Origin of the sequence: Paenibacillus sp. R14(2021), from assembly GCF_019431355.1 — a bacterium.
GTDB lineage: Bacteria > Bacillota > Bacilli > Paenibacillales > Paenibacillaceae > Paenibacillus_Z.
The window spans coordinates 3855185-3881842 of record NZ_CP080269.1; the positions used below are offsets into that span (position 1 = coordinate 3855185).

26 protein-coding genes are annotated in these 26658 nt (G+C 55.9%); 11 read left to right on the forward strand and 15 right to left on the reverse strand.

Annotation, left to right across the window (positions count from 1 at the left end; genetic code table 11):
- The first annotated feature begins 20 nt into the window (after window positions 1-20).
- Together thiD and thiE are read left to right on the forward strand one after the other, a co-directional pair.
- Complete coding sequence (gene thiD, locus KXU80_RS17915; protein ID WP_219834578.1) at window positions 21-842, forward strand: bifunctional hydroxymethylpyrimidine kinase/phosphomethylpyrimidine kinase; 822 nt, start codon at window positions 21-23, stop codon at window positions 840-842.
- A 25-nt stretch (window positions 843-867) separates the two neighbouring features.
- On the forward strand, window positions 868-1485 hold the full coding sequence (thiE, locus tag KXU80_RS17920; RefSeq protein WP_219839100.1) for a thiamine phosphate synthase: 618 nt from the start codon (window positions 868-870) through the stop codon (window positions 1483-1485).
- A gap of 184 nt (window positions 1486-1669) precedes the next feature.
- Here thiE and KXU80_RS17925 read toward each other — a convergent pair whose 3' ends face one another.
- On the reverse strand, window positions 1670-2725 hold the full coding sequence (locus KXU80_RS17925; RefSeq protein ID WP_219834579.1) for an NAD(P)/FAD-dependent oxidoreductase: 1056 nt from the start codon (window positions 2723-2725) through the stop codon (window positions 1670-1672).
- Window positions 2726-3063: 338 nt separating this feature from the next.
- On the opposite strand from KXU80_RS17925, the gene KXU80_RS17930 reads away from it, so the two are divergent.
- The 4 genes from KXU80_RS17930 (at window position 3064) to KXU80_RS17945 (ending at window position 6750) form a co-directional block, all read left to right on the forward strand.
- Window positions 3064-4053, forward strand: a complete 990-nt coding sequence (locus tag KXU80_RS17930; RefSeq protein WP_219839101.1) for an iron-hydroxamate ABC transporter substrate-binding protein — start codon at window positions 3064-3066, stop codon at window positions 4051-4053.
- Between the two features lie 4 nt (window positions 4054-4057).
- Window positions 4058-5071 (forward strand): FecCD family ABC transporter permease, encoded by a 1014-nt coding sequence (locus KXU80_RS17935; protein WP_219834580.1) that lies wholly within the window; start codon window positions 4058-4060, stop codon window positions 5069-5071.
- On the forward strand, window positions 5068-6078 hold the full coding sequence (locus KXU80_RS17940) for a FecCD family ABC transporter permease (RefSeq protein ID WP_219834581.1): 1011 nt from the start codon (window positions 5068-5070) through the stop codon (window positions 6076-6078). The genes KXU80_RS17935 and KXU80_RS17940 overlap by 4 nt, the downstream gene beginning before the upstream one ends.
- Before the next feature lie 192 nt (window positions 6079-6270).
- Window positions 6271-6750 carry a CcdC protein domain-containing protein gene (locus KXU80_RS17945; RefSeq protein WP_219834582.1) on the forward strand — a complete coding sequence of 160 codons (480 nt, stop codon included), beginning with the start codon at window positions 6271-6273 and terminating at the stop codon, window positions 6748-6750.
- 70 nt (window positions 6751-6820) lie between these two features.
- Here KXU80_RS17945 and KXU80_RS17950 read toward each other — a convergent pair whose 3' ends face one another.
- The 12 genes from KXU80_RS17950 to KXU80_RS18005 all read right to left on the reverse strand — a co-directional run bounded on the left by KXU80_RS17950 (window position 6821) and on the right by KXU80_RS18005 (window position 17898).
- On the reverse strand, window positions 6821-7489 hold the full coding sequence (locus KXU80_RS17950; protein ID WP_219834583.1) for an HAD family hydrolase: 669 nt from the start codon (window positions 7487-7489) through the stop codon (window positions 6821-6823).
- Between the two features lie 85 nt (window positions 7490-7574).
- Window positions 7575-8426: a M15 family metallopeptidase gene (locus tag KXU80_RS17955; protein WP_258171051.1), complete on the reverse strand. Its 852-nt coding sequence runs from the start codon at window positions 8424-8426 to the stop codon at window positions 7575-7577.
- An 87-nt stretch (window positions 8427-8513) separates the two neighbouring features.
- Window positions 8514-9620, reverse strand: coding sequence for a sensor histidine kinase (locus KXU80_RS17960; protein WP_219834584.1), 1107 nt, complete (start codon window positions 9618-9620; stop codon window positions 8514-8516).
- Window positions 9613-10302: a response regulator transcription factor gene (locus KXU80_RS17965; protein WP_219834585.1), complete on the reverse strand. Its 690-nt coding sequence runs from the start codon at window positions 10300-10302 to the stop codon at window positions 9613-9615. The genes KXU80_RS17960 and KXU80_RS17965 overlap by 8 nt, the downstream gene beginning before the upstream one ends.
- 224 nt (window positions 10303-10526) lie before the next feature.
- Window positions 10527-11279, reverse strand: a complete 753-nt coding sequence (locus KXU80_RS17970) for a hypothetical protein (RefSeq protein WP_219834586.1) — start codon at window positions 11277-11279, stop codon at window positions 10527-10529.
- A gap of 219 nt (window positions 11280-11498) precedes the next feature.
- On the reverse strand, window positions 11499-12635 hold the full coding sequence (locus KXU80_RS17975; protein ID WP_219834587.1) for a glycosyltransferase WbsX family protein: 1137 nt from the start codon (window positions 12633-12635) through the stop codon (window positions 11499-11501).
- An 89-nt stretch (window positions 12636-12724) separates the two neighbouring features.
- Window positions 12725-13675 (reverse strand): AraC family transcriptional regulator, encoded by a 951-nt coding sequence (locus KXU80_RS17980; RefSeq protein WP_219834588.1) that lies wholly within the window; start codon window positions 13673-13675, stop codon window positions 12725-12727.
- Window positions 13676-13749: 74 nt separating this feature from the next.
- The gene (locus KXU80_RS17985; protein ID WP_219834589.1) at window positions 13750-14598 is read right to left on the reverse strand and encodes a carbohydrate ABC transporter permease; all 849 of its coding nucleotides are present in this window, start codon (window positions 14596-14598) and stop codon (window positions 13750-13752) included.
- Entirely contained in the window at window positions 14598-15482 is an 885-nt protein-coding gene (locus KXU80_RS17990) for a carbohydrate ABC transporter permease (RefSeq protein ID WP_219834590.1), read from the reverse strand. The genes KXU80_RS17985 and KXU80_RS17990 overlap by 1 nt, the downstream gene beginning before the upstream one ends.
- 71 nt (window positions 15483-15553) lie before the next feature.
- Window positions 15554-16942, reverse strand: a complete 1389-nt coding sequence (locus tag KXU80_RS17995; RefSeq protein ID WP_219834591.1) for an ABC transporter substrate-binding protein — start codon at window positions 16940-16942, stop codon at window positions 15554-15556.
- Between the two features lie 248 nt (window positions 16943-17190).
- Complete coding sequence (locus tag KXU80_RS18000; RefSeq protein WP_219834592.1) at window positions 17191-17400, reverse strand: hypothetical protein; 210 nt, start codon at window positions 17398-17400, stop codon at window positions 17191-17193.
- Window positions 17401-17433: 33 nt separating this feature from the next.
- Window positions 17434-17898: a heme-degrading domain-containing protein gene (locus KXU80_RS18005; protein ID WP_219834593.1), complete on the reverse strand. Its 465-nt coding sequence runs from the start codon at window positions 17896-17898 to the stop codon at window positions 17434-17436.
- Between the two features lie 216 nt (window positions 17899-18114).
- Between KXU80_RS18005 and KXU80_RS18010 the strand changes: the two genes are divergently transcribed.
- The 5 genes from KXU80_RS18010 to KXU80_RS18030 all read left to right on the forward strand — a co-directional run bounded on the left by KXU80_RS18010 (window position 18115) and on the right by KXU80_RS18030 (window position 25017).
- Window positions 18115-19866 (forward strand): cache domain-containing sensor histidine kinase, encoded by a 1752-nt coding sequence (locus tag KXU80_RS18010; RefSeq protein ID WP_219834594.1) that lies wholly within the window; start codon window positions 18115-18117, stop codon window positions 19864-19866.
- Entirely contained in the window at window positions 19859-21274 is a 1416-nt protein-coding gene (locus tag KXU80_RS18015; protein WP_219834595.1) for a response regulator transcription factor, read from the forward strand. Before KXU80_RS18010 ends, KXU80_RS18015 begins: the two co-directional genes overlap by 8 nt.
- Window positions 21275-21411: 137 nt before the next feature.
- Complete coding sequence (locus KXU80_RS18020) at window positions 21412-23124, forward strand: extracellular solute-binding protein (protein WP_219834596.1); 1713 nt, start codon at window positions 21412-21414, stop codon at window positions 23122-23124.
- Between the two features lie 91 nt (window positions 23125-23215).
- Window positions 23216-24106 carry an ABC transporter permease gene (locus tag KXU80_RS18025; protein ID WP_219834597.1) on the forward strand — a complete coding sequence of 297 codons (891 nt, stop codon included), beginning with the start codon at window positions 23216-23218 and terminating at the stop codon, window positions 24104-24106.
- Window positions 24107-24123: 17 nt separating this feature from the next.
- Window positions 24124-25017: a carbohydrate ABC transporter permease gene (locus KXU80_RS18030; RefSeq protein WP_219834598.1), complete on the forward strand. Its 894-nt coding sequence runs from the start codon at window positions 24124-24126 to the stop codon at window positions 25015-25017.
- 112 nt (window positions 25018-25129) lie between these two features.
- Here KXU80_RS18030 and KXU80_RS18035 read toward each other — a convergent pair whose 3' ends face one another.
- Together KXU80_RS18035 and KXU80_RS18040 are read right to left on the reverse strand one after the other, a co-directional pair.
- Entirely contained in the window at window positions 25130-25753 is a 624-nt protein-coding gene (locus tag KXU80_RS18035; RefSeq protein WP_219834599.1) for a DUF2306 domain-containing protein, read from the reverse strand.
- A gap of 30 nt (window positions 25754-25783) precedes the next feature.
- On the reverse strand, window positions 25784-26530 hold the full coding sequence (locus tag KXU80_RS18040; protein ID WP_219834600.1) for a class I SAM-dependent methyltransferase: 747 nt from the start codon (window positions 26528-26530) through the stop codon (window positions 25784-25786).
- Window positions 26531-26658 lie beyond the last annotated feature (128 nt).

The window sequence follows — 26658 nt, forward strand, 5'->3', positions numbered from 1 at the left end:
CTTCAGGAGGAATGATTACAATGAACGTATACAAAGCATTAACGATCGCAGGCTCGGACAGCGGCGGCGGCGCGGGTATTCAAGCGGACCTGAAGACCTTCCAGGAGCTTGGCGTCTACGGTATGTCCGCCCTGACTGCGGTTACCGCGCAGAATACGCTTGGCGTCCATGGCGTCTATCCCATGGAGCCAGCCGCCGTCGCGGCGCAGCTGGACGCCATCGGCACGGACTTGACGCCGGATGCGGTTAAGACCGGCATGCTGTTCAGCGCCGACATCATCCGCACCGTTGCAGACAAAGTGAAGCAATACGGCTGGCGCAACCTCGTCATCGATCCCGTCATGGTCGCTAAGGGCGGCTCATCGCTGCTGCTTCGGGAAGCCGTGGACTCGCTCTTGTCGCATCTGCTCCCGCTTGCTCTCATTACGACGCCTAATATTCCCGAAGCGGAAATCATGACCGGCATGACGATCACCAGCATGACAGACCGCGAGGAAGCAGCGCGGAAGCTTGTCAGCATGGGCACGCGTTATGCCGTCATTAAAGGCGGACACGGCGCGGCGCATGAGCCGATGGTCGATCTGCTCTATGACGGCGAACGCTTCAGCTACATGGAGAGCAAGCGCATCGAAACCCGGCATACGCACGGAACGGGCTGCACCTATTCCGCGGCGCTCACCGCCTCGCTTGCAAGCGGGCAGCCGGCCCTGGAAGCGATGCAGACCGCCAAGAGCTTCATTCAAGCGGCGATCGAGGACGGGATCGGCATCGGTGCCGGCCACGGACCCACGAACCATTTTGCTTATCAGCGCAGAAAGCGGGGGGAGCCGGTTGCTCCGTAAGCCAATTGAAGACATCCGCAGGGCGATGCAGGTGTACTTGATCATGGGCAGCGTCAATTGCGCGGGGAAGGATCCCGCAGCGCTGCTTCGCGATGCCATCGAGGGCGGGGTTACCTGCTTCCAATTCCGCGAGAAAGGGGCCGGCGCCTTGACCGGCGGCGCCAAGCTTGCGCTGGCCAAGACGCTTCAGGCCGTTTGCCAGGAACATGCGATCCCGTTCATCGTCAATGACGACGTCGATCTCGCGATCGCCGCTCGTGCGGACGGCATTCATGTCGGTCAGGACGACGAGTCCGCCGCGGCCATTCGGGCATTGATCGGGCCCTCCGCCATCGTCGGTGTCTCTGCCCATACGGTGGAGGAAGCCCGGCAGGCGATTGCGGACGGCGCCGATTATCTCGGCATCGGGCCGATCTACCCGACGGGGTCCAAGGACGATGCCAAGGCGCCGCAGGATACGCGCCTTCTCCTAGAGCTGCGCGCAGCAGGCATCACGGCGCCTCTCGTCGGCATTGGCGGCATTACGCCGGACAATGCAGCTGCCGTCATTGCCGCAGGTGCCGACGGCGTGTCCGTTATCTCCGCGATCACGCACGCGCCCTCCGCCCGCGAAGCCGCGCAGCGACTTCGGGTCAACCGCTGACGACAGCCTTCAAGCTGCTGCAGCTAAACAGAAAGCCGAATTTCTCGACGAAGAGAAATTCGGCTTTCTTGCGTGTACCCCTATTCATTCGTTCGTTCTACATCGGCATGCTCCCCTTTGCTATGCCGCAGGTCGATGCGATTTCATTGCCGTTGAGAAAATATGCGCCCTCAGCTCTTTAGTGTCAGACGGATTTCATCATTTGTTTGACCAGCTCGCGGTTCCGATCCTTGAACCTATCATTATGGGAGGAGACCATGCCGTACTTCTCCGCGCTCGGCTGAATGAACAGCTTCGCTTGATTGACCGCGTTGGCCGCATCCTGGAATGCGCCTGCAATCAAATGCAGCTTGCCGTCATGCATTAGAATATCGCCGGCGGCATAAAGGCCCGGCACCGAAGACGCGCTGTTCGGGCTGCCGGAAACATAGAAATCCTCCAGCATGTCGATCTTTAATTCAGAGGCTTGCAGCAGCGCGGAATCCCGTTCATAGCCGTGATTGATGACGATTTCATTGGCATACAGATTCCAAATCTCGCCCGTCTGATGGTTCTTCAATTCGACGTATTCGATTTTCTCGTGGTCGGCACCCGCGACCAGCTTAGTAATGGTCGTATGGAAGACGCATGAAGCCGAGCTGTTCAACAGCTGCTGAACCTGCGCCTCATGACCGGACAAAGCGTCCTTCCGGTAGATAACGATGACCTTCTTCGCGACCGCCTCCAGCTCATTCGCCCAATCGACGGCAGAATTGCCCCCGCCGGATACGACGACCGTCTTACCTTTGAACTGCTTGAGCGACTTCACCGTATAGTGCAGGTTGCCGACCTCATAGCGCTCCGCCCCTTCAATATCAAGCTTGGTCGGTTTAATAATGCCGCTGCCGACGGCAATGATGACCGTCTGAGAGTAATGGATGTCGCCGGCGGATGTCCGCAGCTCGAAGATTCCCTCTTCGTTCCGCCCGATTGACTCCACCTTCGTGTTCAGCACGACTTCAGGCCCGAACGTAAGGCCCTGCTCCACCAGCTGCCCGATCAGCTTCTCCCCGGGAAGCGGCGTCAGCCCGCCGATGTCCCAGATCATTTTCTCCGGATATGCGTGCACTTTGCCGCCGAGCTGCGGCTGAAACTCGATAATCTTCGTCTTCATTTCCCTAAGCCCGCTGTAGAAGGCCGAATACAGCCCTGCCGGACCGCCTCCAATAATCGTCAATTCATAAACGTCCGATGCATGCATGGCAACCGCTCCTTATATTGTAAACGTAAATGATTATCATTATCAATAAAATTAATATACACAGCTATCCAATTTTTTTCAAGAAGTAGTTGACATTCATTCTCAATGACTTTATCTTTGTACATGTCGATATTGATAATCATTATCAGTTATGGTGAATGTCTGACTGCAGTTCACGTTTTATTTCATGCGGATACATAGATGGCTTTTGCCGAGGCGCAATTCTGCAGATTGCACCGTTGCGAAGCTTGATCCGTACACGATAAATGGAACTGAACCCGCAGCAAGTATCCAATGCAAATCAATCATTTTTGAGGGTAAAGGGGTATTTTCGAATGATGAAAAAAACATTATTTCCAGCGCTGATTGCACTCATCCTTACTTTGAGCGCATGCGGCAACGCTTCGAGCAACAAAACGAGCAGCGATGCAGCAAACAACGGCAAGAACACCAATGCCGCAGCCAATACCGAGCAAACCGGCGGCAGCGCAGCAGCAGATAATACCGATACATCCGGCACGGTCACCTACCAATCCGAGAGCGGCCCGATCGAAGTGCCTGCTAACCCGCAGCGCGTCGTGGTGCTGTCTTCCTTTGCCGGCAACGTTATGGCGCTTGGCGTCAATATCGTCGGCGTGGATTCTTGGTCCAAAATGAACCCCCGCTACCAAAGCAAGCTGAAAGACGTGCAGGAAATTTCGGATGAGAGCGTTGAGAAAATCATCGAGCTGAACCCCGATCTCATCATTGGCCTAGACAACGTCAAGAACCTCGATAAACTCAAAAAAATCGCGCCGACGGTTGTCTACACCTACGGCAAAGTGGATTACCTGACGCAGCATCTCGAAATCGCGAAGCTGCTGAACAAAGAGACAGAAGCGCAAGCATGGATCGACGACTTCAAGAAACGCGCAGATGAAGCCGGCAAAGAAATCAAAGCCAAGATCGGCGAGAACGCAACGGTGTCCGTTATCGAGAACTTCGACAAGCATCTGTACGTATTCGGCAGCAACTGGGGCCGCGGAACGGAAATTCTGTACCAGGAAATGAAGCTGAACATGCCGCAAAAAGTAACGGATATGGCGCTGAAGGAAGGCTACTATGCTCTTTCCCTTGAAGTACTGCCGCAATTCGCAGGCGACTACGTCATTCTGAGCAAGAACGGCGACGCCGACAATTCGTTCCTCAACACGGATACGTACAAGAACATTCCTGCCGTCAAAAACAACCATGTCTTTGAAGCCAACGCCAAAGAGTTCTACTTCAATGACCCGATTACGCTCGACTTCCAGCTTGAATTCTTTAAGCAGCACTTCCTAGGACAATAAGGCGATGGCAGGCGACCGTTCTTCGCGCCCCTTCCCTTTTGTCTACAAATTGTCGGCCGGGTTTCTTGTCTTCCTCGCGATGTTCGCCGTCGCGATGATGCTCGGGGCTGCCGACACATCGGCAAAGGATGTATGGCTTGCGCTTACGACTCGCGAGGCGGGGGAGAATCTCTCCCTCCTTCGCGAAATCCGGCTGCCGCGGGAGGTCGCGGCGATCTTCGTCGGCGCGGCGCTTGCCGTCTCCGGCTCCATCATGCAGGGGATGACCCGCAACCCGCTGGCCGACCCCGGCCTGCTGGGACTTACGGCCGGTGCTAACGCAGCACTGGCTTTTACTATCGCACTGGTGCCTTCGGCGAATTACTTCACCATCATGATCGCCTGCTTCATCGGCGCTGCCGTCGGCTCGGCGCTTGTCATGGGAATCGGCGCCATCAAGAAAGGCGGCTTCTCGCCGCTGCGCATCGTGCTGGCGGGCGCTGCCGTATCGGCATTCCTGTACGCCGCCGCGGACGGGATCGGGCTGATGTTCAAAGTATCCAAGGATGTCTCCATGTGGACGGCCGGGGGCATTATCGGCACGTCCTGGGGACAGCTGCAGGTCATCGTGCCGTTCATTACGCTCGGCATTCTAATTGCCATGCTCTTGTCCCGGCAGTTGACCATTCTCAGCCTAAGCGAGGATATCGCTGTCGGCCTCGGCCAGAAGACGGCCGCCGTAAAGCTTATTCTGTTTCTCGTTACCGTCCTGCTGGCCGGCGCGTCCGTTGCGCTTGTCGGCAACATGACGTTCCTCGGCCTCATGATTCCGCATATCGTGCGGTCCATGGTAGGCACGGATTATCGATACTCCATTCCGATGTCCGCCATTACAGGTGCAACGTTCATGCTGCTCGCCGACACGATCGGCAGAACGATCAATGCGCCGTATGAGACGCCCGTCGCCGCCATCGTCGCTCTGATGGGGCTTCCGTTCTTCCTCCTGGTCATGCGTAAAGGAGGCCGGACGTTCACATGATTCATCCCGCTATCATTCGCAAACAGCGCGTCATCGTGCTTGTGCTGCTCGCGCTGATCGCCTCGACCGTGGTAGTCAGTATGGGTATAGGCTATTCCAAGCTCCCTTACAGCCGACTGCTCCCGACCATTCTTGGCCACGGTACGTTCAAGGAAGAGTTCGTCCTGATCTCCATTCGCCTGCCGCGCATTCTCATTACGCTGCTGGCTGGCATGGCGCTCGCGCTGTCGGGCTCCATCCTGCAGGGCGTCACGCGCAATGACTTAGCCGATCCGGGCATTATCGGCATCAATTCAGGCGCCGGCGTGGGCGTCGCCGTGTTCTTCCTGTTCATGCCGATCGACGCGGGCAGCTTCGTGTACATGCTGCCCGCGGTTGCCTTCGGCGGAGCGCTGTCGACCTCGCTGCTCATCTATCTGTTCTCGTACAAACGGCACGCGGGCCTGCAGCCCGTTCGCCTCGTCCTTACCGGCGTCGGCTTCTCCATGGCGCTCTCCGGCATTATGATCGTGCTGATCTCCTCGGCTGAACGGGAGAAGGTCGATTTTATTTCCAAATGGCTGGCCGGTAGCGTGTGGGGAACCGATTGGCCCTTTATCTGGTCGATCGTGCCTTGGCTGGCCGTTCTCATTCCGTTCACCCTGTACAAAGCGAACCGGCTGAACCTGCTTACGCTGAACGAGCAGGTCGCGATCGGCCTCGGCGTCTCCCTTACGAAGGAGCGCCTTGTACTCCTGCTTGCAGCCGTTGCGCTGGCGGCATCCGCCGTCTCTGTCACGGGCGGCATCGCGTTCGTCGGCCTCATGGCGCCGCATATCGCCAAGTCACTCGTGGGGCCGCGCAACCAGCTGTTCATCCCCGTCGCGTTACTGATCGGCGGATGGCTGCTCGTGGCCGCGGATACGATCGGCCGCCAAGTGGCGGATCCGGGCGGGCTGCCTGCGGGCATTGTGGTCGCTTTGATCGGCGCACCGTATTTCGTCTACTTACTGCTGAAGAAGGTGTAGTGGCTTCGCAAGAGGCTTACACGGAATCCAGCTGAAATAAGCTTCTCTCCTGCCGGGGAAAGACCTTTTATCTTGAGCGGCTAATCCGAACTAGCCCGGCGCGCCTAAGCCGTTTAGCGCGTTGTTCTATTCAAGCCAAACATTATTCCATATAATTGAACTATTCAAAGCGAGAGGGTGGACAAAGGCCGCATGGAAGGATCTTCGTTAATTATTTATGTTGTTCTGATCGGGGCTTTGATCTTGTGGCGCAGAAGAAGAGCCATGTCCCGCCCAATCAAAGGGAAGGGCCTCCGTCTGCTGCTGCCGGCTGTTATTGTGGCCATCCTGTGCGTACCTGTCTTAATGGAACCCAAGGTGGATGCCGCAGCTTGGGAATTTGTTGCCGCGTTCGCAGCCGGCGCCGTGCTGTCGATTCCGCTCATCTGGACGACTAATTACGAGCGGCGGGATGACGGGCTGATCTACGCGGTGCGTAATAAGAGCTTTATCGTTTCGTTTCTGGCCGTATTCATCGTCCGGTTTCTGCTGCGCGATTACTTGGCCTTCGTCGGACCGGAGACGGAAGCGGCGCTGTTCGTTATTCTGGCCGTCGGCTACGCGGTGCCTTGGCGGATTGCCTCTTACCTAAAGTTCCGCAAGCTATACGCGGAGCCTGTCTCGGCATCCTAAGCTTCGCACGCAATCAACAAAAACAACGCCTCCATCAACGCATGGCAAAGCGGAAATGGAGGCGTTGCTGCTACTGGCTTGACCGCTCCAGAAGCTGCTGAATCAAGGCATCCAGCTTCATATCGCTCATGGTCTGCAGCCGTATATCGATGTCGCAGAATGGTAGTCCGCGCGTTACGCCGTTCGGCACGGTCACGCAGTAGAGACCGGCCGCCTTGGCGGCCAATGCGCCGTTCGGCGAGTCCTCGAAGGCAATCGCCTCCTGCGGCGAAATGCCGAAATGATCAATGACCTGCCGGTAAAGCTCCGGGTCCGGCTTCGCCTTGCGAACATCGTCGCGCACCCGTACGACGTCAAAATAATGCGCCACGTTCAGCTGGTCAAGATGCTTCGTCACCCATGCTCTAGACGAGCTCGATGCTAGACCGACATGCAGCCCCAGCTCCTTCGCCGCTTTCAAATACTCCTCCACGCCGGGCAGAATCGTCTCTTCCGCGATAAAGCGCCCGTATTTCTCCTTCTGCAGCACGCGCAGCGCGTCCCGATTGACGGCTTGTCCCGTGCAAGCCTCCAGATGATCGAACGGATGGAAGCCGTCGACCGTGCCTACCCCCTGCGACCAGATATTCAAATCCAGCTCATGCCCATGCTCCGCGAAAATCTCTTGATACGACTTGAACTCCGGTCCCTCGGTATCGAAGATCGTGCCGTCAAAATCGAATACGATGGCTTTGATCAATCGGATGTCGCCTCCTGTAATCGGGTTACTGCATCCTATTTCGCTGCGTCGCGCTTCATTCCCTTCATGCGCCGAATGCGCTGCATTAACCATACATGCGAACCGTCACGATGATGCCGCCCTTGTTATCGCCAGAAACGGTATACGTGCCTTCGACCGGTACATCGATATCGGCTTGCGGCGCGGATACTGGATAATAGGAAATTCGGTAAGTGGTACCTTCTACATGCGCCGCCATGGACTTCGCGCGCTTCAATTCATCCAAGTACTCCTCCAGCGTCCAATCATTCTCATGCATAATTACGCTGTGCGGCAGGCCTACATAACGAAAATGCCAGGGTTCGAACTGAATGCCCGTAACGGCCGTCTTATCCTTAGGATATCGCAGGATAAAGCCGTATTTCCACGCGTTCTTGCTCAGCCAGCTGCCTTCAGGAGCCCGGCTCATCTCCGCCTTGGCGGACCCGATGTCCATCGACAGCCCGAGATTATGCTCGCTGAAGCCCGGCGGAAGTGCATCGTCCGGCCCCTTCGACTCGTAGAGCTGCCTCTGCTCCGCTTCGTTCCGGTAACCGCTGTTCACGACAAAATGCCTGACGCCGTCCGTCTTGGCTGCCCTGACCATCGCCTGCCACCGCTCTGTCACCAGCTTGGACAAGCTGATCGTCGTATCCCGAAGGCCATAGCCGTTCACCAGCTCTTGGTGTATGTATAAATTGACGATGTCTTTCCTAGTACCCGCTTCATGCACGGGATGCGCGTTATCGATCAGCAGCAGCTCACCCCGATAGACTTCATCAGCATCAATCTGTACTTCATGCATCGGAATGTCCGCGGCATGGGCGACACCGCCGCGGCTGAACGCTTCCTTTAGCTGCGGACCGGCTTCCATGCCGATCATCATGAGCAGCATAAGCCCTGCCAGTCTTATCATCATACGCCTCTGTTCCTCCTGCCTCCGTTTTCTTTCCCCTAGAATAGGGCGGAGGCTTAAAAAAGAACCGAGGCAATCCTAAACTTTTTCTTAAATTCCCCCGCCGCGCAGCGGCAGGCGCACCTCAAAGCTTGTCCGTACGACGCTGCTCTGGGCCGAGATGGTACCGCCATGCTGCTCAACGATATTTTTGACGATGAAGAGGCCAAGTCCCGTGCCTCCATCCGCATGCGACCGCGCCTGGTCACCGGTGTAGAACATTTCGAACAGATGCGGCAGCTGCTCCGGGGGAATGGAATCCCCGTAGTTGACCACCTGCACGACCGCCTCGTCCTGCTCGGCGCGGCAGTGAATATCGATATATTGGCCGTCCTTGCCGTACCGGACCGCATTAGTCAGCAGGTTCTCGAAGACGCGGGCAAGCAGCTCCCCGTCGCCGTCCAGCTGCACCTGCGGCGCGATATCGGCACGCACCGTCAGCTCGTTATTCTCCAGCGCGGGATACAGCTCTTCCTGCAGCTGGGCAAGCAGCTCGCTGAGGTCAAGCGCTTCTCGATGGAGCGGCGCCATGCCGTAATTCATCCGCGTGACCTCGAACAGCTCGTCAATCAGCCGCTCAAGCCTGCGGGATTTGGTGAACGCCACCCGCGTGTAGTGAAGCGCCTGCTCCTTGGACAAGCTCTCGTCGCGCAGGATAAAGTCCAAATACCCCAGCACCGACGTAAGCGGCGTACGCAGGTCATGCGCCAGATTCAGTACGAGCTGATGCTTGCTGCTCTCGGCGAAATCGCCCCGCTCCATCGCCTTCTGCAGGTTCTCGCCCGCGAGGTTGAGATCATCCGCGATGCGCCCGAATTCGTCCTGCGACTTAATACGAATGCGCGTGCTGAAATCACCGCCGGCCAGCCGGTGCAGCCCCCGCGAGATTTCCTTGAAATACGAGGCGTACGGCTTCGTCAGGAGGAAGAAGAAGAAAATCGAGAGCGGTATGAAGGCGATCAGCGCCGAATTGAAATCGCCGATTATGCTGATGATTTCACGCATCTTCACCAGCGCGTCGCCGGCAAATCTCGTTTGCGAGAGATAATAGGAAATAGCCGCCCGGGAAGTCGCATAGATGACCAGCGCGGCGAGCAGCATGCTGAGACCAAGCAGCAGAATCATTTTGGATCGAAAGCCGTACAAGGGATTAGCCATTGAACGTGTACCCCACGCCCCAGATCGTCTTAATCCACTTGTTCTTGTCGTCGCCCAGCTTCTTGCGCAGCGTGCGAATATGTACCATGACGGTATTCCCGCCCTCGAAGTAAGCCTCGCCCCACACGCGCTCAAACAGAAGCTCCGCGCCGAATACCTTCTTCGGATGGCTGGCCAGCAGGTACAAGATATCAAATTCCTTCGGTGTCAGCTCCACATGCCGCCCATACTGCGTAACCGCGCGCTGATCGGGATCGATGACAAGCCCGTTCAGCTCCAGAACCGGCGTGCTTCCGGCAGCCGGCTGATTGAATTGCAGCGACCGCCGCAGCTGAGCGTTGACGCGGGCGACAAGCTCCATGGGGTTGAACGGCTTGGTCATATAGTCGTCGGCGCCCATGACGAGGCCCGTTATCTTATCCATATCGCTCGTCTTGGCGCTGAGGAAAATAATCGGCATGGCATGCTGCTCCCGAATCTGCCGGGTTACCTCGTAGCCGTCCATGCCGGGCATCATGATATCGAGAATAGCCAGGTCGATTGTATGGGCGTGAACCGCCTGCACCGCCTCATGTCCCGTGGCCGCCTTGATGCAGTGATAGCCTTCCTTCGTTAGATGCAGCGCGATCAAGTCCGCGATTTCCGTTTCGTCGTCCGCGATGAGTATCGTAATTCGTTTCATGGGTTCCCCGCTCCCGTTAGGCGGGCTTTCGCGCCCGTTTTTCTTTATTCTAACCCATTCCGGCGCCGTTTCGAAAGATGCGGCCGCTTCGGCAGCGCAGACTTCCTAATCCTCCGGCCGAGGGAGCAAGGGTGGGCTCGAGCCTCGTCACGTCCGCCGCGGACGGATAAACAAACGAATGAACAACAGCCCCTGCCGATGGGCGGGAGCTGTTGCCGTTCATGCTATTCGCGCTGCGCTTCGGCAGACACCGCAGACGGCGCGGCCGCCCTGTCGACGAACCATACCAGTGCGCCGACGGCCGCGCTTGCCGCAACCGCGATAAGAACCGAGCCGCCCGCATGCACAAGCAGGACAGGCACCCATAAGATGCTCAGCGTGCGGTGAACAAGGCGCATCGCTTTAACGCGGATCCGGGTAATGAAGAAACCGTATCCTGCAATGGCCAGCAGCATGACGAAGCTTCCGACTCCGGTCAGAATCTTGTCGTCATGGATCTTGGTGACGAGGAAATAGCCGCCGTGTACGGCTATGATGAGCAGCGTCGCCCAGCCAAGGAGCTTATGCAGGCCGTAACACAGCTTGGCCGCCCTGCGAATCAGCATGGACGGCGATTTCAGCTTCTTCTTGAACCAGAACCACGAGAAGCCGGCCGCTCCCGTATAGAGCGCGATCGTGCCGAGCGTGGTGAACAGCTCGCCCAGGCCGCCTTCGCCCATCGGCGGCCGGCCGCCCCCGGGACCACGGCCTGCACCGAAGCCGTCTCCGCCCGGTCCCCGGCCTTCACCCTGCTGCGCGGCGCTGCCGCTTGGCGGGCTGCCGCCCGCATCCTGCGTGAACCCGGCGCCATTCGGCCCTCCGGCCGGAGGTCCTCCGCGCCCGGGCGTGTCGGCGTAATGGTCGATAACCAGCACGGCCGCAATTACTAGTGCCGCTAGAGCTGCGATCCAGACCTTCATTTGCGATTTGTTGTTCATAGCCGTCCAATCATCCTTTCTGGTTATTATAACTCCAGCATAGCGGAGGAATATGAATGTATAATGAACGTGAACTGAAAAAATGCTGAAAACGTTAGAGCAGGTCCATTTTACCAGAAGGATGGACTGTTCACTGCAACTTTTCTAATTCGAATCGCTGTATAACAGAAAAGGCCCGCCCAAAAGTGTTTCACTTTTGGGCGAGCCCCGTGACTATCTTTATTTGCTGCCGAACACGCCGGCGATCGCTTGAAGATACTGCATGCCATAGACGGTGTCCGGTTCGATATAGCTGCCTTCCGTCCATTCGTTCCAGGAATTGATCGTAAGAATCGGCGCAGCCGCGCCGCTGCTCGCGAAGAAATCGCTCGCCTGCTGCAGGGCGATTCGGAACTGCTCCGGGGTATTGCCGGTCAGCACCGGCGTGTGCGGGTAACCGAGCTCGTCGAAAACGTCCGACTGGATCGTGCGCGGACTCGAATCCCACCCCATCGATACGTTCGGAAAGTAAGGCAGCTTGTACTCGTTCGTGAATTTGGCGAAATTCCGTACGGCGATGTCCCGATACTTCGCGTAGTCCGTCGCCGGAAAATCGGGCAGGTAATCGTGGTGAATCCAGACGTACGACGTGATGCTGTCGAAGCCCAATTGATCCAGCAGATTGTTCACGTCTTCAATCCTGCGTTCGCCGGGCAGATTCTCGATACCCCAGACGACCGCGTTCAGATGCAGCTCGCCAAGACCCGCAGCGCGGACGCGGACGCGGAAATCATTCAGGATGCGCGCCGTCTCCTCGATGCTGCCGTCGAACCCTTCGATCAGCTTCATCAGCTCGTAGAAAGAGAAGTATAAACCCCCGTCCACCCGCCAATACGACGGATGCGAGAAATACCGTTCGATCATATAATTCGTCGCTAGAATGAACTGCGCTTCGGACTGCGCGCCTTCGGACAGTACCGGATACGGCTTATGGCGCGTGGCCGGCATGATTTCGATCCAATCGTGGTTCGCCCACATGAGCGAGAATTTGAGCCTGCCATTGTTCGGCGCTTCCAAGAAGCCGCACTCCAATGCGCCGTGCAGGAACGGGGCGCCGTCGTACCAATACCAGTCAAAGATGAAGCTGTCGATGCCGTGGTCGGCCGCCGCGTCGATTTTGCGGGCCATCACTTGCGGGTCGGCTTCGTCCTCATAGCCCCATAAAGGCACTTTGGGCTGTTCATGCCCCGGGAATCTCGGTGTAGCCGCTTTCACAAGTTCCCATTCGGTCCATCCGGCCCCGTGCCTCCGCTCGTTGACCGCATCCTTATGATAGTTCGGAAAGTAATAGACGCCAACCTGCGCTTTCGTTGCCATAATCTCTTCCCCCTTCTGGTTCCATTGTAAAACGGGCGAAGGGGATCCGTATTTGGTCTAGTCAACGAATTGCTTGTTCATTTTAACAATCACGCCTTTTTCGGTCCGGAGATCGTTTCCGCGTAATATTTGGGCGATATGCCTTCGACTTTCTTGAACAGCTTGCTGAAATAATGGATGTCCGGGTAGCCGACCATCGCGCTGATTTTGCTGATGCTGTGCCTGCCTTCTTGAATGAGCAGCTTCGCTTTCTCCAGGCGGATCGACGTGAGCAGCTCAAGCGGGGTTTTCCCCGTGGCATCCTTGAACAGCTTGCGAAAATAATTCGGCGTCAGCTCGCCCGCGTGCATGAAGGTGCTGAAGTCGATGTCCTCCGCGTAGTGCTCGTACATATATTGGATCGCCTGCGTAATCTCCGCGCGGTGGTCCGCGTCTTTGCTGACGCCTTCGTTCGTCACGACATCGCTGACGATATGGCTCAAAATGCGCAGCAGCAGCGAGCGCAGCAGAAGGTGATAGCCGAATGGCTTCTCCGAGAACACCGACTGCGCTTCGCCGAACAGCTGTATGTAGGGCAGCGAATTGCGCGGGCGGATGAGAAACGGGAACAGCACCTCGCTGAGCTCCACCACCGGGCGTTCGGAAAGTTCTTCCTCTACCGGGACGAAATCGAGATGCTGGTAATCGATTTTGGCATACACTTCATCCGCGGAGAAATCGAGCTGCTCGCCCATATACGTCAGGTCGAAATGCAGCGCGAAATAATGAAGCGGCTCCCCCTTCACGCCTTGGGAGAAGTGCTCGACATGCGGCCGCATAAAAAAAAGATCGCCCGATTTCTGGGCGTATTGGACGCCCCCCACATGATGCACGCAGGCGCCGGATAGCAGGAAAATAAGTTCGTGGTCGTAGATCACCCGCGGAGGAATTCGGTATTTCTCGGGAGGTACGGATCCGGGATCGGACTGATATTCATGAATGAAGCGTACGTAGGGCGCGAGGTTGAGGAAGTCAAGCTTCTTGACGGGCGCGTTAGACATGGGAGGTCACCCCTGGTTTGTGGTTAGCGTACCTCCCAATTCTAGCATAAGATTAACTGGAACGATATTCCATCCTAGCCCTTCACCGCGCCGGCCGTCATGCCCTGCAGCAGGTACTTCTGTGTGAACAGGAAAATGATGATCAGCGGCATCGTGCACAGGAAGCAAAGTGCGAATATCGGCCCCCAGTCGCTTGCGCGCTCCGATTTGAAACGGAAGATCTGCGTAATGAGCGTCATCTTGTTCGGGTCAGTCAGATACAGCAAAGGCCCGGCGAAATCGTTCCAGAACGTGAACAGCGTCGTCACGATCAGCGTGCCGGTTGCGGGCAGCAGCAATGGGAAAATAATCGTCCAGAACGTTCTCGTTCTGCCGCAGCCGTCGATATGCGCCGCTTCTTCAAGCTCGCGCGGGATATTCTTCGTGAATCCGGTATACAGCATCGTCGCGAACGGGATCGTCCCGGCCGTATACAGCAGGACAAGCAGGGAGCGCGTGTTAATCAGATGCAGGCTGATTCCAAGCTTGTAGATCGGCACCATGCTCGTCTGCAGCGGAATGATCATACCTGTCAGGAAGAGGAAGAAGATGAGCTGAAACGTTCTCTCTTTGCGCCGCGAAATCATGTAACCCGCCATCGACGACACAAGGACGACGAGCACGATCGTACCCGCGCAGACGAGCACCGTATTCAACAGAGCGAGAGGGAAATTCACGCGTTCGAACACTTTAGCGAAATTGTCTCCGATCAGCTTGCTCGGGAATTTCAGCGGCGTATAGAAATCTTTCGCCGGCTTTACGGCGGATTCGAACAAATAGTAGAACGGATACAGGTACAGCAGGGCGACGAGGAGCAACGCGGCTTCCAGCGCCATGAGCCGGATTTTGTGCCGCTTCGGCTTGACGTAAGCTCCGGAGGACATCAGTACTCCACCTCCCTGCGGCGGGTATAGCGGAGTTGCACGGTCGTCAGAAGCAGAATAAGGACCATGAACAGGATGCCGGCCGCCGTCGCGTAACCGAACGTGCCGTTCTTGAACGCGAAATCGTAAATCACGAGTGCGAGCGTCGACGTGGCGTCCCCCGGTCCGCCGTTCGTTAGGACATACGGCAGATCAAAAAACTTCAAGCTGCCGACCATGCCAAGAAACGTGCAAATGGTAACCGACGGCATAATGAGCGGGAGCGTGATGTGACGGAATTTGGTCCACCCTTCCGCACGGTCGATCAGCGCGGCTTCGTAGATTTCGGTCGGAATCGAGGCGAGTCCCGCCAAATAAATGACCGCTCCGTATCCCGTCGCGTACCACACGTTAATGAGAATGACCGCAATGAGCGCGGTTGAGAGCTCGCCGAGCCAGTCGTGCAGAAGCGCCCCCATGCCGAGCTTCTCAATAACCGCGTTGACGACCCCTTCGTACTGCAGCAGGTTGCCCCAGATCACGGACACAACGACCATGCTCAGAATGACGGGGATGTAGAACGCGGTGCGAAGGAAGCTCTTCATCTTCAGCGGCTTATGGAGCAGCAGCGCCAGAAACAGCGAGAGCGGGTTGTTGATGATCGCGCAGAAGACGACTATATACAGCGTATTTAGCGCCGCATGGCGAACAAGCGTATCATGAAACAAGTCCCGGTAGTTTTGGAAGCCGATGAACACCGGCTTATTGATACCGTCCCACAGCGTGAACGAATAGTATAGGCTGCTCAGGAACGGATAATAGACGAAGGTCAGGAAGATGACCAGCGCCGGCAGAACGAATACAAGGGCGTGCAGATACGAGCTTCGCATGTGATTTGTTCGCATGAGTCCACCTACTGGTCAGGCCGATTGGGCGCTAAACGGTACCGCAATCGGCCTTAGAATTTGAAGTTCAATTACGGCATGATGAGCGTTGCTTTGTCTTTGTCATAATTCGCGGACGTTTCGGTCAGATCGGTTTTGCCGCCTGCGATAATCTTCTCTGCCGCTCTCGCGTAGGCATCCAGCGCTGATTGCGGGAATTGACCCATGAGCAGCTGATGAAGCGTCGACGGCTGGGACTGCAGCGCGTTGTTGATATCGGTCATCGCCGGTTGATCGTACGTCACGTTGATGCCCTTGATGCCGGGGAGGCCGACGTTCTGCAGGTTCACGGACAAGACATCCTGCTCGAGCATCACGGCTACGAAATCTTTGGCCGCCTGCAGATGCTTGGAATTCGCATTAACCGATACGCTGTGATCCGGCCCTACGCCCATAAGCGCTTTGCCATTGTCGTCCGCCAGCGGAAAGAAGCCGACCTCGAAAGGCTCTAAGCCTTTGTCCTTGAACACCTGTGCCATGACGCCCGGCAGCCAGTTCCCTTGGTAGAGCATAGCCGCTTTGCCGGAGCCGAATTCGATTTGCGTTTGCGGCCAATCGATCGACAAGGCGCTTTTGTTGAAATAGCCCTTGGACGCCATTTCCGCTAATTTATCGAGTGCGCCTTGGAGCTCCGGTCCGTTGACCTTCGCTTTGCCGCTGTAGAAGTCGGCTTCGAGGCTCGGATTCTGCCCCGTGATCTCCGCGAGTCCGCTCATGAGATAGTTCAGCGTCCATTGGTCCTTGAAGCCGCCGACCATCGGGGTAATGCCGGCCGCCTTGATCTTGTCGCTTGCGGCCATCAGTTCGCTCCACGTCGTCGGAGGCTGGATGCCGAGATCGGCGAAGATCTTCTTATTGTAGAACACGCCGAACGTCGCAACCGTCTGTGCCACGCCGTAAATTTTGCCTTGGTACGATTCCGTTGGCTTCGTCGCTTCGAGCATGTTCGCTACCCAAGGCTGGTCGGACAAGTCCGCCAAGTAGCCCGCTTTCGCGAGATCCGGCACGGATTGGTTGAAGATGACGTCATCGCCGTCGCCGCTCGCGAGCCCAGTTTTCATTTTCTCGAAATATTTCTCGCCGACGAGAATGTCCCAGTCGATCTTGGCGTTCGGATATTTCGCCTTGAACTTCTGCTCGGCAGCCGCCATGAAATCCTTGCTTTGCGGCAGATCGTCGAGGAACCACGCGCCTACTTTAAGCGTGAAAGACTCATCGTCTGCGCCGGACGCTGCATTCGTGTCGGTAGAGGCGTCAGCCGTATTCGCATTCGAGCTTGCATTTGCATTCTTATTCGCATTTACATTTGCATTTGCGTTCTCGCTCGCGCTGTCGGACGAATTCGCGTTATTGCCGCATGCCGCCAGCAATAAGGACAGGACCGCCAACAGGCTGCCAGTGGCGCCAATCTTCTTATTCATGTACCGTTCCCCCCTATTATTTATGTTCACAGGATCATTGTAAACGCTTTAATCCACCCTTGTATTTGGTCTAAACAACAAATTGTTTGTCTTATACGATAATTGGCAGCAGGGACTAAGCATGGGTGAATGGGAATAAAAAAGAAGCCGTCTCAAAAGGTTCATCCCTTTTGAGCGGCTTCTTCTCCCGCGGGCTGTCAACGCCCCGTGCGGGCCAGCGCTTTAATGTCCTTGCTATGCAGCATGCTCTACTTGCATTCAGCGGCAACGGAATGAATCATGGCGACCCCGAGCTCCCGCAGCTTCGGGGGGGTGACGCCGCACGACTTGCGGTTAATGACGAGCACCTGCTCCACATCGGGATGCCGCAGACATTCATGCAGCAACCCCTCGCCGACCATGCCGGTCGAACCCGTAATAACCGCACGAATCGCCTTCCTCGTTCCCTGTTGTCCCACTTTCGCCATCTCCTTCTCCCCGGAGACGCTGAATTAGCTGTTCAGAAACTTGCGAATGCCATCTACCGCCGCTTGGTGATCTTCCTCGCCGGTCAAGCCCGATACCGTCACGGTTGCAACCTTGCCCTGGCCTCGCACGATAATCGGGAACGATCCGCCTTCGCCCTGGTATTCCGTCAGCGGCAGTCCTGAGCCGTCCTTGAACGTCGTGCCTTCGGCCTTGTACTTCTCGCCCACGTAGAGGGAGCTGTGCCCGTAGTGGTTCACGACGTTCTTCTTCGTGTCCACCCAATAAATGTTGTCCTTGGACGTGCCTGCCATATAGTGCGTAAACAGCGGATGCTCGTCGTTCTCGATATGTACCGCGATACCCTTGCCGATCTCGTTCTTAGCAATTTCGACGATCATACAGCCTAATTGGAAGGCGTCCTCGTTCGTAAAGGACGTAAATTGCAATTCTTCTTCTTGGTCCAGCAGCTTTTGCAGCAATTCGCTCATTGTGTTCCCTCTTTCTAAGTCAGCATATCTTCTTACGCTCTAGTTTACGATAAAATAAAGCCCAATCCAACTAGGGCTTTCGTCATTCATTCGTCTTGGCCGCACGAGCGCAGAATTAGTACGGTGGGCAGGATGTCGTTATTCAATAGCCGCTCTTATGCTATAATACCACCCATAACGGTGAACAAGTCTGCCGCAGTAAGGAGATTGGAAGGAATGAAGAGCCGTATTTTCCAGCGTAAGCCGCGTGCTACCAGCTCATTGAGGCGTACACTGGTCATGTATTTGATTATCGGCAGCCTGTTGCCGCTTGCTCTGCTTGGCGTCATTACGTACTATTCCGTCTATTCCATCCTCACGAACAAAATTCAAAGCGGCATCAGCGCCACGCTAAATCAGGAAGGCGCCAGTCTGGAAAATACGATCGACAACCTGGACTTCGCTTCCAAGCAGTTCGCGCTGGATGGGCAGATCGTCGATGAGCTCGCCCTATTTCTGCATGAAACGCAGGTGTACAAGAAGTCGCAGCTCATGGTCAGCATCAACGAGAAAATCAATTTGGTTAATTTCACGAATCCCGATCTCGGGCTGACGGCGTACGTGGTTCCCGGCCAAGACGATCCGGTCCTGTTCACGAATCTGTCGATCAAACGGGAATTCGACACGAAGAAGCTGCCGCCTTTCATTACGTATAACGGCGCGTCCTACTTCGGTCCGCATAAGACGATGTACAACGACAGCGCGAATATCGTCTTCTCCTCCCTGCGGGTCGTTCAAGCGCCCAATGTGAAGAACGTTTACATTTATCTCGAGACGAACTACAACTCGTTCGCCAAGATTCTGAACCAGCGCTCTTATGGGATTGAGGTGACGCACCTGCTCGTGAACGAGCAGGGCAACATGACGTTCGTCGAGCATAAGGACATGCCCCCCGAAGTGCTGAACGGCAAATGGAACAGCAGCGGCCCTGCGCATGAAGTGCGCGACGGCTATCATTTCTTCCGGTATAAGAGCCCGCAGGGCTGGCAGCTGATTACGGCGGTGAAGCAGGCGACGTTCAACAGCGAAATCTATTCCTGGCTGTACAAGCTGTTCTTCGTCGCCATGGGCACGTTGATCTTCGCCGTCCTGCTCGCGCTGTTCATCTGGAAGCAGGTCTACCGGCCGCTGCGCAAGGTCAACGTGGAAATCGTACGAATGGCCGAGAATATCGAGACGCCGGTTACCTACACGCAGGTGGAGGAGTTCGATCTGCTGCTCGGCAATTTTCAGGATATGAAGAACAAAATCAACGTACTTCTGAGCGAAGTTGAGCATAATGAGAAACAGAAGAGCCAGCTGGAAATCGAGAAGCTGCTGAGTCAGATCAACCCCCACTTCCTGCACAATACGCTGAATACCGTGCAGTGGCTCGCCCGGATGAACGGACAGAAGGAAATCGACAAGCTGGTCACGCTGCTCGTCAAGGTGCTGCAGTACAATCTGGGGAAGCAGAGCATTATCGTGACCGTTCAGGATGAGATAAATGCCCTCCAGAACTATATGGAGCTGCAGCGGATTCGGTATGATTACGAGTTTGAATACGTGGTTCACGTGGACGAAGAGGTGGTTACTGCCGCCATCCCGCGGTTTCTGCTGCAGCCGCTCGTCGAGAATGCGATCTATCATGGAACTAGCGAGCGCAACGGGCGCGTCGACATCACGATTCGTGCCTTGGACGCCGAAACGGTGTACCTGGAGGTTGCCGATAACGGCGAGGGCATCGATCCGGAAACAGCGCAGCGGCTGCTGAGCGAGGATGACTTTGCCGGCAAGAGCGGACTTGGCATCGGACTCTCCTACGTGAACCGGCTGCTCCAGCGCTTCTACGGGGATCGGAAGAAGATCGACATCATCGGCGAGCCGGGCGTTGGAACAACGATCGTCATTATAATTCCGCGAAAAGCGAGGGAAGATTTCGATGATTAGAGCAATGGTTGTGGACGATGAGAAGCTGGTGCGCAAAGGCTTCATCTCGGTAATAGACTGGGCTTCCTTCGGCATCGTGATCGTCGGCGAAGCGGCCGACGGGAGATCTGCGATGGAGTTTCTGGCTGCGAACGAAGTGGACCTGCTGTTCACGGACATTACCATGCCCGGCATGAACGGCTTCGAGCTGCTCGGCAATGTCCGCAAGCGGTTTCCGCGGATGAAATCCGTCGTGCTGACCTGCCATCATGAGTTTGATTTCCTGCAGGAAGCGCTTCGCCTCGGAGCAATTGATTATATCGTCAAGACGCTGCTCGACATGGAGAACGTAGATGAGGTCATGAACCGGATCGTGGACCGCATCCAGTGGGAAGAGAGCAGCCGAAAGGCGTTCTCGCCCGGCTCGGATACGAGTCAAGAGCGCTTCACGTCGGCATCCGCCCTTATCTTCAGTCCCGTTTCTCCGGGACAGGATACGAGCGAGCTGTTCCGGCTGCCGATTGCCCAGCGCAATCCGCTGCTAGAGCTGGACGGCCGCTGGATGGCGCCGATTGCCCGCACAGGATGGTACCCCGAGCTGCAGAAGGAGCTCGAGGGACTGCATGGCGGCAGATGGCAGACTGCGCTTGTGACCGGCCTGCAGGATCAGCCGCTGGCGGACGTCAAGCGTCTCCTGAACGAGCGGCTGCCCAGCCATATCTTCTATGCGGCCGACCCTGCCGCTTCGCAGCCGGTGGTTATTGCCTACGAGAAGCTGAGCTCCGAGCAGCCGCAGCCGGCGGCAGGCTCGGACGCCGACTTCGCCCAGTGGATTGACGTCAAATGGGCGCTGTATCCGAGCGAGTGGGAAGCCTTCGTGCAGAAGGTCACCGCGTGCAAGCCGGAACCGGCGCGCCTTGATGCCTTTGCCCATAAGCTTCGCCAGGAATGGACCAGACTGCTGCTGGGCGAGGAGGCGATCCACCGTCTGTACGACGATCAGAAGCACCGCCACACCTGGGCCGCATGGCGGGATTGGTTCAGGCTGTTCTCCGACCTTGCGCAGCGCAGAATGCTTGAGCTGTCGCTCTCCCGTGAAGTTATGATTAGTTTGATCCATGCCATTCAATATATGCGGCTTCATGCCGGCGAGAAAATCAATCAGACCGATGTGGCCCTCCATATCAACATGAGCAGGAGCTACTTTAGCCAATGCTTCACGCGCTTCGCCGGACAATCGTTCGGAGAGATGCTTCGCACGCTTCGGATCGAGCGCGCCAAGACGCTGCTGCTGGAGTCCGAGGCGCCCGTTTACGAAATCGCTTCCTTGGCAGGCTTCGAGGATGACAAGTATTTCAGCCGCGTGTTCAAAGAACGTGTTGGCAAGCTGCCTACCGAATATCGGCATGATGGTGGGAAAACGGTTTAGATCCGGTGGGAAATCGGTTCTCGATTTGCAACATCGCACGTCCATCTGCGGCCCGTTTTCACTCCAAGAAAACGGGCCTGTTCAGTTAAAATGAAAGCGTACACAGAACAACCGAAACAGAAACGGGGGATTTCTAAATGAAAGCAAAGCTTCTACTTACAGCAATGGCTTTGTCCGTCGCGTTAACCGCATGCGGTACGAACAGCAGCAACAACGGCAGCACAGCGTCTGATCCAGCTGCAGGCAACGGCAAGAACAACCAGACGAACAATGCTTCCGGAAACGCAGCATCAGGTGAAGATTTGGCTTACGAGAAAACAGCAGAGCCGGTTACGATCAACATCGGTTTCAAAGTGCCTGACGGCAAGCTGACGGACGGAGACACCAACGACAACAACGTAGCCTCCCGTTATTTTGAAAGCCTCACCAACATAAAAGTCGCGCATTCTTGGGAAGCCAAGGGTGTCGATGCCTTCACGCAAAAGGTCAACCTGGCAATCGCAAGTAACGATTTGCCTGACGCCTTGGTCGTTGACCGCAACCAGCTTCGCAAGTTGATCGACAATGACATGATCGAGGATCTGTCCGATGTTTACGAGAAATACGGCTCCAAGCTTGTCAAGGATATCTACGCTTCCACGAACGGCATGGCGCTTGCCGATGCGACTTCGGACGGCAAGCTGTACGGCCTGCCAAACGTGGCCATTGATGCAGACGCTCCATCGCTTCTCTGGATCCGCCAAGATTGGCTCGATAAGCTGAAGCTGCCAGCTCCAAAGACAATGGATGACCTTGAGAAAATCGCGAAAGCGTTCGTCGAGCAGGATCCAGACGGTAACGGCAAAGCGGACACGGTTGGCCTTGAAGGCGACAAAGCGGTCGTATACGGCCAAAAGCCGAACCCGAACGGCTTTGACTCCATCTTCAGCTCGTTCCATGCATTCCCTAAAAACTGGATCAAGGACGCAAACGGCAACATCGTTTACGGTTCCACGACGCCAGAGAACAAGGAAGCGCTAGCGAAGCTGGCTGACTGGTACAAACGCGGTCTGATCGACAAACAATTCGCGTTGTACAAAGAAACACAAGAGCCGATCGTCGCGAACAAAACCGGCCTGTTCTTCGGCCCTTGGTGGATGCCCTACTGGCCGCTTGCCGACTCCGTCACGAACGACACGAAAGCCGAGTGGAAAGCTTACGCGGCTCCAGTGGACGCATCCGGCAAATTCGTAACGCACATGGCGCCGGTAACGGACCGCTACATCGTCGTTCGCAAGGGCTACGAGCATCCGGAAGCCGCCGTGAAATTGCTGAACGTCTTCACCCGTTACGAGAGAAGACAAGATCCGAACACCGAAGAAGTGAAGAAGCTGGATGACTACGCGGCGAAAACAACCGTGCATATCCGCGACTACTATCCGTTCGACCTGCTTCTCGACTACTCCGACGCCGTCGTGAAACGCTACGCAGACGTTCAGAAGGCGATTAAAGGCGAGATCGATCCGAAAACCTTCGATCCCGATACGAAGCTCGTATACGATTTCTCTGTCCAAGAGAAAGAAAATCCGAAGAAGAACATGGATGCGTGGAAACCGGCCAAAGCGTATGAAATCGGCGGCGGTGTTCTAGCTAACGAGCAAATGGACAAAGTATACAGCGTCTTCTACGGCATGACCCGCACGATGGAAACAAAATGGACCACGCTTGAGAAATTGGAAAACGAAACGTTCTTGAAAATCATCGTCGGCGACCAGCCGATCAGCGCTTTCGACGATTTCGTAGCCCAATGGAAGAAGCTTGGCGGCGACCAAATCACGAAAGAAGTTACAGAAGCCGTAGGCGACAAGTAAACCATCTATCAGCAGCAACCAGCGGGCTTCCGACAGTTCACCTGCGGAAGCCCCTTCCTTACAAAAATTCAAAAAAAAGCGGTGAGAACCGATGCGCATGAAAAAGAATGCAATTCATTACAATGTTATGGTTCTGCCAGGCATTATTTTTCTGGCCTTGTTCAGTATCGTACCGATATTTTACGCCATTATCGCCTTTGAGAATTTCAAACCGGGACGCGGTATCCGAGGCTCGGAATGGATTGGGCTCGAGAACTTCACCTACCTGTTTCAACTGCCTGACAGCGGGCAAATTTTCTTCAATACGATCTTCCTGGCAGTATTGAAAATCATCGCCAATCTGATCATTCCGCTCGTCTTCGCCTTGCTCTTAAATGAGGTTAGACAAAAGTTTCTGCGGAAGTCGATCCAAACCATCGTCTATTTGCCGCACTTTCTCTCCTGGGTGCTGCTTGCGACTATATTCTTCGACGTGTTCTCGCTTGACGGTATCGTCAACAAGCTGTTCGGCGTATTCGGCATCGATCCGATCTTGTTCTATGCCAGCAACAAATGGTTCCCGGCCATAATCGTCGGCACGGATGTCTGGAAGGAATTCGGCTTCAGCGCCATTATCTATCTGGCAGCCTTGACGGGCATCAATCCCGTGCTGTACGAAGCCGCGGAGATGGACGGCGCAAGCCGCTTCCGCCAGCTGTGGCATGTCACGCTTCCGGGCGTGCGGACAACCGTCGTGCTGCTCGGCACCTTGGCGCTCGGCAACGTTATGAACGCCAATTTCGATCAAATCTTCAACATGTACAATCCGCTCGTCTATCAGTCCGCGGACATTATCGATACGTATGTTTACCGTGCGGGTCTAAACGATTTGCAATTCAGCTTGGCGACCGCGGTCGGATTGTTAAAATCGGTCATCAGCTTCATCCTGGTCGTCATTTCGTACTTCATGGCCAGCAAATTCGCCAACTACCGTATTTTCTAAGAATGAGGTGATTATCTATGGTGGGAAGATCCAACCTGTCGAACCGAACAATCGATGCAGCAATCGTGACGATTCTTATTATCTTCACGCTCGTCTGCCTCGTCCCGCTTCTTCATACCCTTGCCGTCTCGTTCAGCGATAAGACGGCGGCGGATGCCGGACGCGTTCTGCTGACGCCGATCAAAGTGACGACCTCGAGCTATGCCAAAGTGCTTGACGACGCGAAGTTTTTCCATGCTTTCTACATTTCCGTTAAGCGCGTATTTTTTGGCGGCCTGCTCAATTTCGTCCTTACGGTCATGATGGCGTACGCGCTGTCCAAGGATGCCAAGCAGTTCACGATGCGCAATGTTTACATGTGGTTCCTCGTCTTCACCATGCTGTTCAGCGGCGGGATCGTACCTTGGTTCCTGACTATTAAATCGTACCACTTGCTCGATTCCTTCTGGGCGCTCATTCTTCCCCATGCCGTGCAGGTATTCAATGTCATCCTGCTGATGAACTTCTTCCGCAACCTGCCGAAGGAGCTCTCGGAAGCGGCTGAAATGGACGGCGCGGGTCCATGGTACATCATGATTCGCCTGTTCCTTCCGCTGTCGCTCCCGGCCATTGCCACAGTGACGCTGTTCAGTATTGTCTTCCACTGGAATTCCTTCTTCGACGGTCTCGTCTTAATGAACAAGCAGGACCATTATCCGCTGCAAACGTATATCCAGACGCTGGTCGCCCAGCTCAGCATGCAGGCGATGACCGGCATGTCGCCCGATCAATTGGCGCAGGCGATGGCGGTATCGAACCGCACGTTCAATGCCGCCAAGATCATCATTTCCATGATCCCGATCCTGCTGATTTATCCGTTCATTCAGCGCTTCTTCATTCATGGGATGACACTTGGATCCGTGAAGGAATAGCGTATTGCACAGGCAGCAGACGCTGCAGTCCTGCAGCAAAGGAGCCGCCCCAGGTCAATGACCCAGGGCGGCTCCTTTCTTATCTCGTTCTATACCGATTCTTGCACCTTGCTTACTTTCGCTTCAGAATCACCCATTCCACCAGCATGAAATTAACGAGGAGTCCGGCCCATATATTGACGTTCAGCACGTCCTCCACCATCCCCTCCCTGCCAGCCGGCAGCGAGAAGCCGTGCAGCAGCGCGTAAGCCAGCAGCAGGAAGGGAACGAGCAGGCGCCCGCTTACGGCGACGAGCGTGATGCCGAAGCTGCGAATCATCCATTTCCGGTGCTCAGTGAAATTCCGGCGGACCGCGCTCCGGTAGCCTTGCCAGGTCGTGAACAGCCAGAACAGCGACAGCGCCAAGAAGCTGACCGCCTTCGGGAAATTATCGATATCGCCGACGATGCCAAGCGCGAGCAGACTGCTCACGAATACGCTGCCGACATAGACCCGGCCAAGAGACCGATGCAGCTTGGGCCGCTGCGCCCGCAGCCGGTCGCTGAATTGCAGCAAGCCTGCCACCAGCGCGATGAACGCGAAGCCAATATGCGCAACGAGCAGCGGGAACTGCAGGCTGCCTGGCGTGTTCGACACGCGGCTGTTCGCAGGGTTAAACGTGAAATACGGCGCCGCGAACGGAATCATCACGCCCAGGGACACGATCACGAGCAGCCACCAGCTTCTTCTCTTCATCAAACCCCTGCACCTCGCTGTTTGTTTGCCTTACTTGCTTGCCGTTATCATGAAGCGCTTCGCATTCGTTCGGATGCCTATTGGGGTCCGATTGTCCGCGATGAAACGCTCCAGAATAGCAAAATCGCCATCCCGTTCGCCGAAATGCGGGATGATTGGCGTATGCTTCAATAAAAACACGAGATCTTCGGGCCGCTCATAATATTCCTCCGCATCGTACTCGGACGCCTGCACGTCACGGAAGCCCGCATCGCTCAGCTCCGCAAGATAGCGGCGCATCAGCGTGCCGTCCGGCGCCGTATGCTGTCCCCTGCCGAAAGCTTCGGCAAGGTTATGCTTATCCCGCTCGCCCACCTGCTGCGTCAGAAATTGTCCGCCGGCCGACAGCACACGGAATGCTTCATGCGCGTCGAACGGCGCGTGACGGCATGCAATCACATGAACGCAGGCATCCGGCAGTTCGAGTTTCTCCGCGGCCATCTGCAGCATGCTTACGTTCGTTATCCCGGCGTGCGCCGCATTGGCGCGCGCCGTCTCGATCATGCCTGCCGATTGATCGATGCCGATGAGCTGCCGCGCATAGCCCGCGAGACCGAGCAGCTTCTCTCCTCCGCCCGTACCGATATCCAGCAGCACGTCCGTCTTCCTGCACCGATCTGCGACTTCACGATAGAAGTCCCACGCTGCTCCTTCAGACCTGCATCTGACGCTGCTGAAGTCCCACCCGTTGACGGCACCGACCCAATCATAAAAGCTTCTATATTCCGATTCTCTCATCTGTTCACTCAACCTCTCCTAAAATGAAAGTGCCAACTCAGAACCGTTCTTCAATAGTCATGTGGCCGAGAGGGCAGAATCCCCCCTTGGCGGCTGGTACGCGTTTGACCCAGCCCGGCAGCTATCTA

Excerpts from the sequence above, each read along its gene's own strand:
- KXU80_RS18040 (WP_219834600.1), bottom strand. The coding sequence starts at position 26,530 with ATGAGAGAATCGGAATATAGAAGCTTTTATGATTGGGTCGGTGCCGTC.
- KXU80_RS17940 (WP_219834581.1), top strand. The coding sequence starts at position 5,068 with ATGATTCATCCCGCTATCATTCGCAAACAGCGCGTCATCGTGCTTGTG.
- KXU80_RS18035 (WP_219834599.1), bottom strand. The coding sequence starts at position 25,753 with ATGAAGAGAAGAAGCTGGTGGCTGCTCGTGATCGTGTCCCTGGGCGTG.
- KXU80_RS17970 (WP_219834586.1), bottom strand. The coding sequence starts at position 11,279 with ATGAACAACAAATCGCAAATGAAGGTCTGGATCGCAGCTCTAGCGGCA.
- KXU80_RS17955 (WP_258171051.1), bottom strand. The coding sequence starts at position 8,426 with ATGATGATAAGACTGGCAGGGCTTATGCTGCTCATGATGATCGGCATG.
- thiE (WP_219839100.1), top strand. The coding sequence starts at position 868 with ATGCAGGTGTACTTGATCATGGGCAGCGTCAATTGCGCGGGGAAGGAT.
- KXU80_RS17925 (WP_219834579.1), bottom strand. The coding sequence starts at position 2,725 with ATGCATGCATCGGACGTTTATGAATTGACGATTATTGGAGGCGGTCCG.
- KXU80_RS17985 (WP_219834589.1), bottom strand. The coding sequence starts at position 14,598 with ATGTCCTCCGGAGCTTACGTCAAGCCGAAGCGGCACAAAATCCGGCTC.
- KXU80_RS17995 (WP_219834591.1), bottom strand. The coding sequence starts at position 16,942 with ATGAATAAGAAGATTGGCGCCACTGGCAGCCTGTTGGCGGTCCTGTCC.
- KXU80_RS17930 (WP_219839101.1), top strand. The coding sequence starts at position 3,064 with ATGAAAAAAACATTATTTCCAGCGCTGATTGCACTCATCCTTACTTTG.
- KXU80_RS17965 (WP_219834585.1), bottom strand. The coding sequence starts at position 10,302 with ATGAAACGAATTACGATACTCATCGCGGACGACGAAACGGAAATCGCG.
- KXU80_RS17980 (WP_219834588.1), bottom strand. The coding sequence starts at position 13,675 with ATGTCTAACGCGCCCGTCAAGAAGCTTGACTTCCTCAACCTCGCGCCC.
- KXU80_RS18030 (WP_219834598.1), top strand. The coding sequence starts at position 24,124 with ATGGTGGGAAGATCCAACCTGTCGAACCGAACAATCGATGCAGCAATC.
- thiD (WP_219834578.1), top strand. The coding sequence starts at position 21 with ATGAACGTATACAAAGCATTAACGATCGCAGGCTCGGACAGCGGCGGC.
- KXU80_RS17990 (WP_219834590.1), bottom strand. The coding sequence starts at position 15,482 with ATGCGAACAAATCACATGCGAAGCTCGTATCTGCACGCCCTTGTATTC.
- KXU80_RS18005 (WP_219834593.1), bottom strand. The coding sequence starts at position 17,898 with ATGAGCGAATTGCTGCAAAAGCTGCTGGACCAAGAAGAAGAATTGCAA.
- KXU80_RS17935 (WP_219834580.1), top strand. The coding sequence starts at position 4,058 with ATGGCAGGCGACCGTTCTTCGCGCCCCTTCCCTTTTGTCTACAAATTG.
- KXU80_RS17945 (WP_219834582.1), top strand. The coding sequence starts at position 6,271 with ATGGAAGGATCTTCGTTAATTATTTATGTTGTTCTGATCGGGGCTTTG.
- KXU80_RS18020 (WP_219834596.1), top strand. The coding sequence starts at position 21,412 with ATGAAAGCAAAGCTTCTACTTACAGCAATGGCTTTGTCCGTCGCGTTA.
- KXU80_RS17975 (WP_219834587.1), bottom strand. The coding sequence starts at position 12,635 with ATGGCAACGAAAGCGCAGGTTGGCGTCTATTACTTTCCGAACTATCAT.
- KXU80_RS18015 (WP_219834595.1), top strand. The coding sequence starts at position 19,859 with ATGATTAGAGCAATGGTTGTGGACGATGAGAAGCTGGTGCGCAAAGGC.
- KXU80_RS18025 (WP_219834597.1), top strand. The coding sequence starts at position 23,216 with ATGCGCATGAAAAAGAATGCAATTCATTACAATGTTATGGTTCTGCCA.
- KXU80_RS17960 (WP_219834584.1), bottom strand. The coding sequence starts at position 9,620 with ATGGCTAATCCCTTGTACGGCTTTCGATCCAAAATGATTCTGCTGCTT.
- KXU80_RS18010 (WP_219834594.1), top strand. The coding sequence starts at position 18,115 with ATGAAGAGCCGTATTTTCCAGCGTAAGCCGCGTGCTACCAGCTCATTG.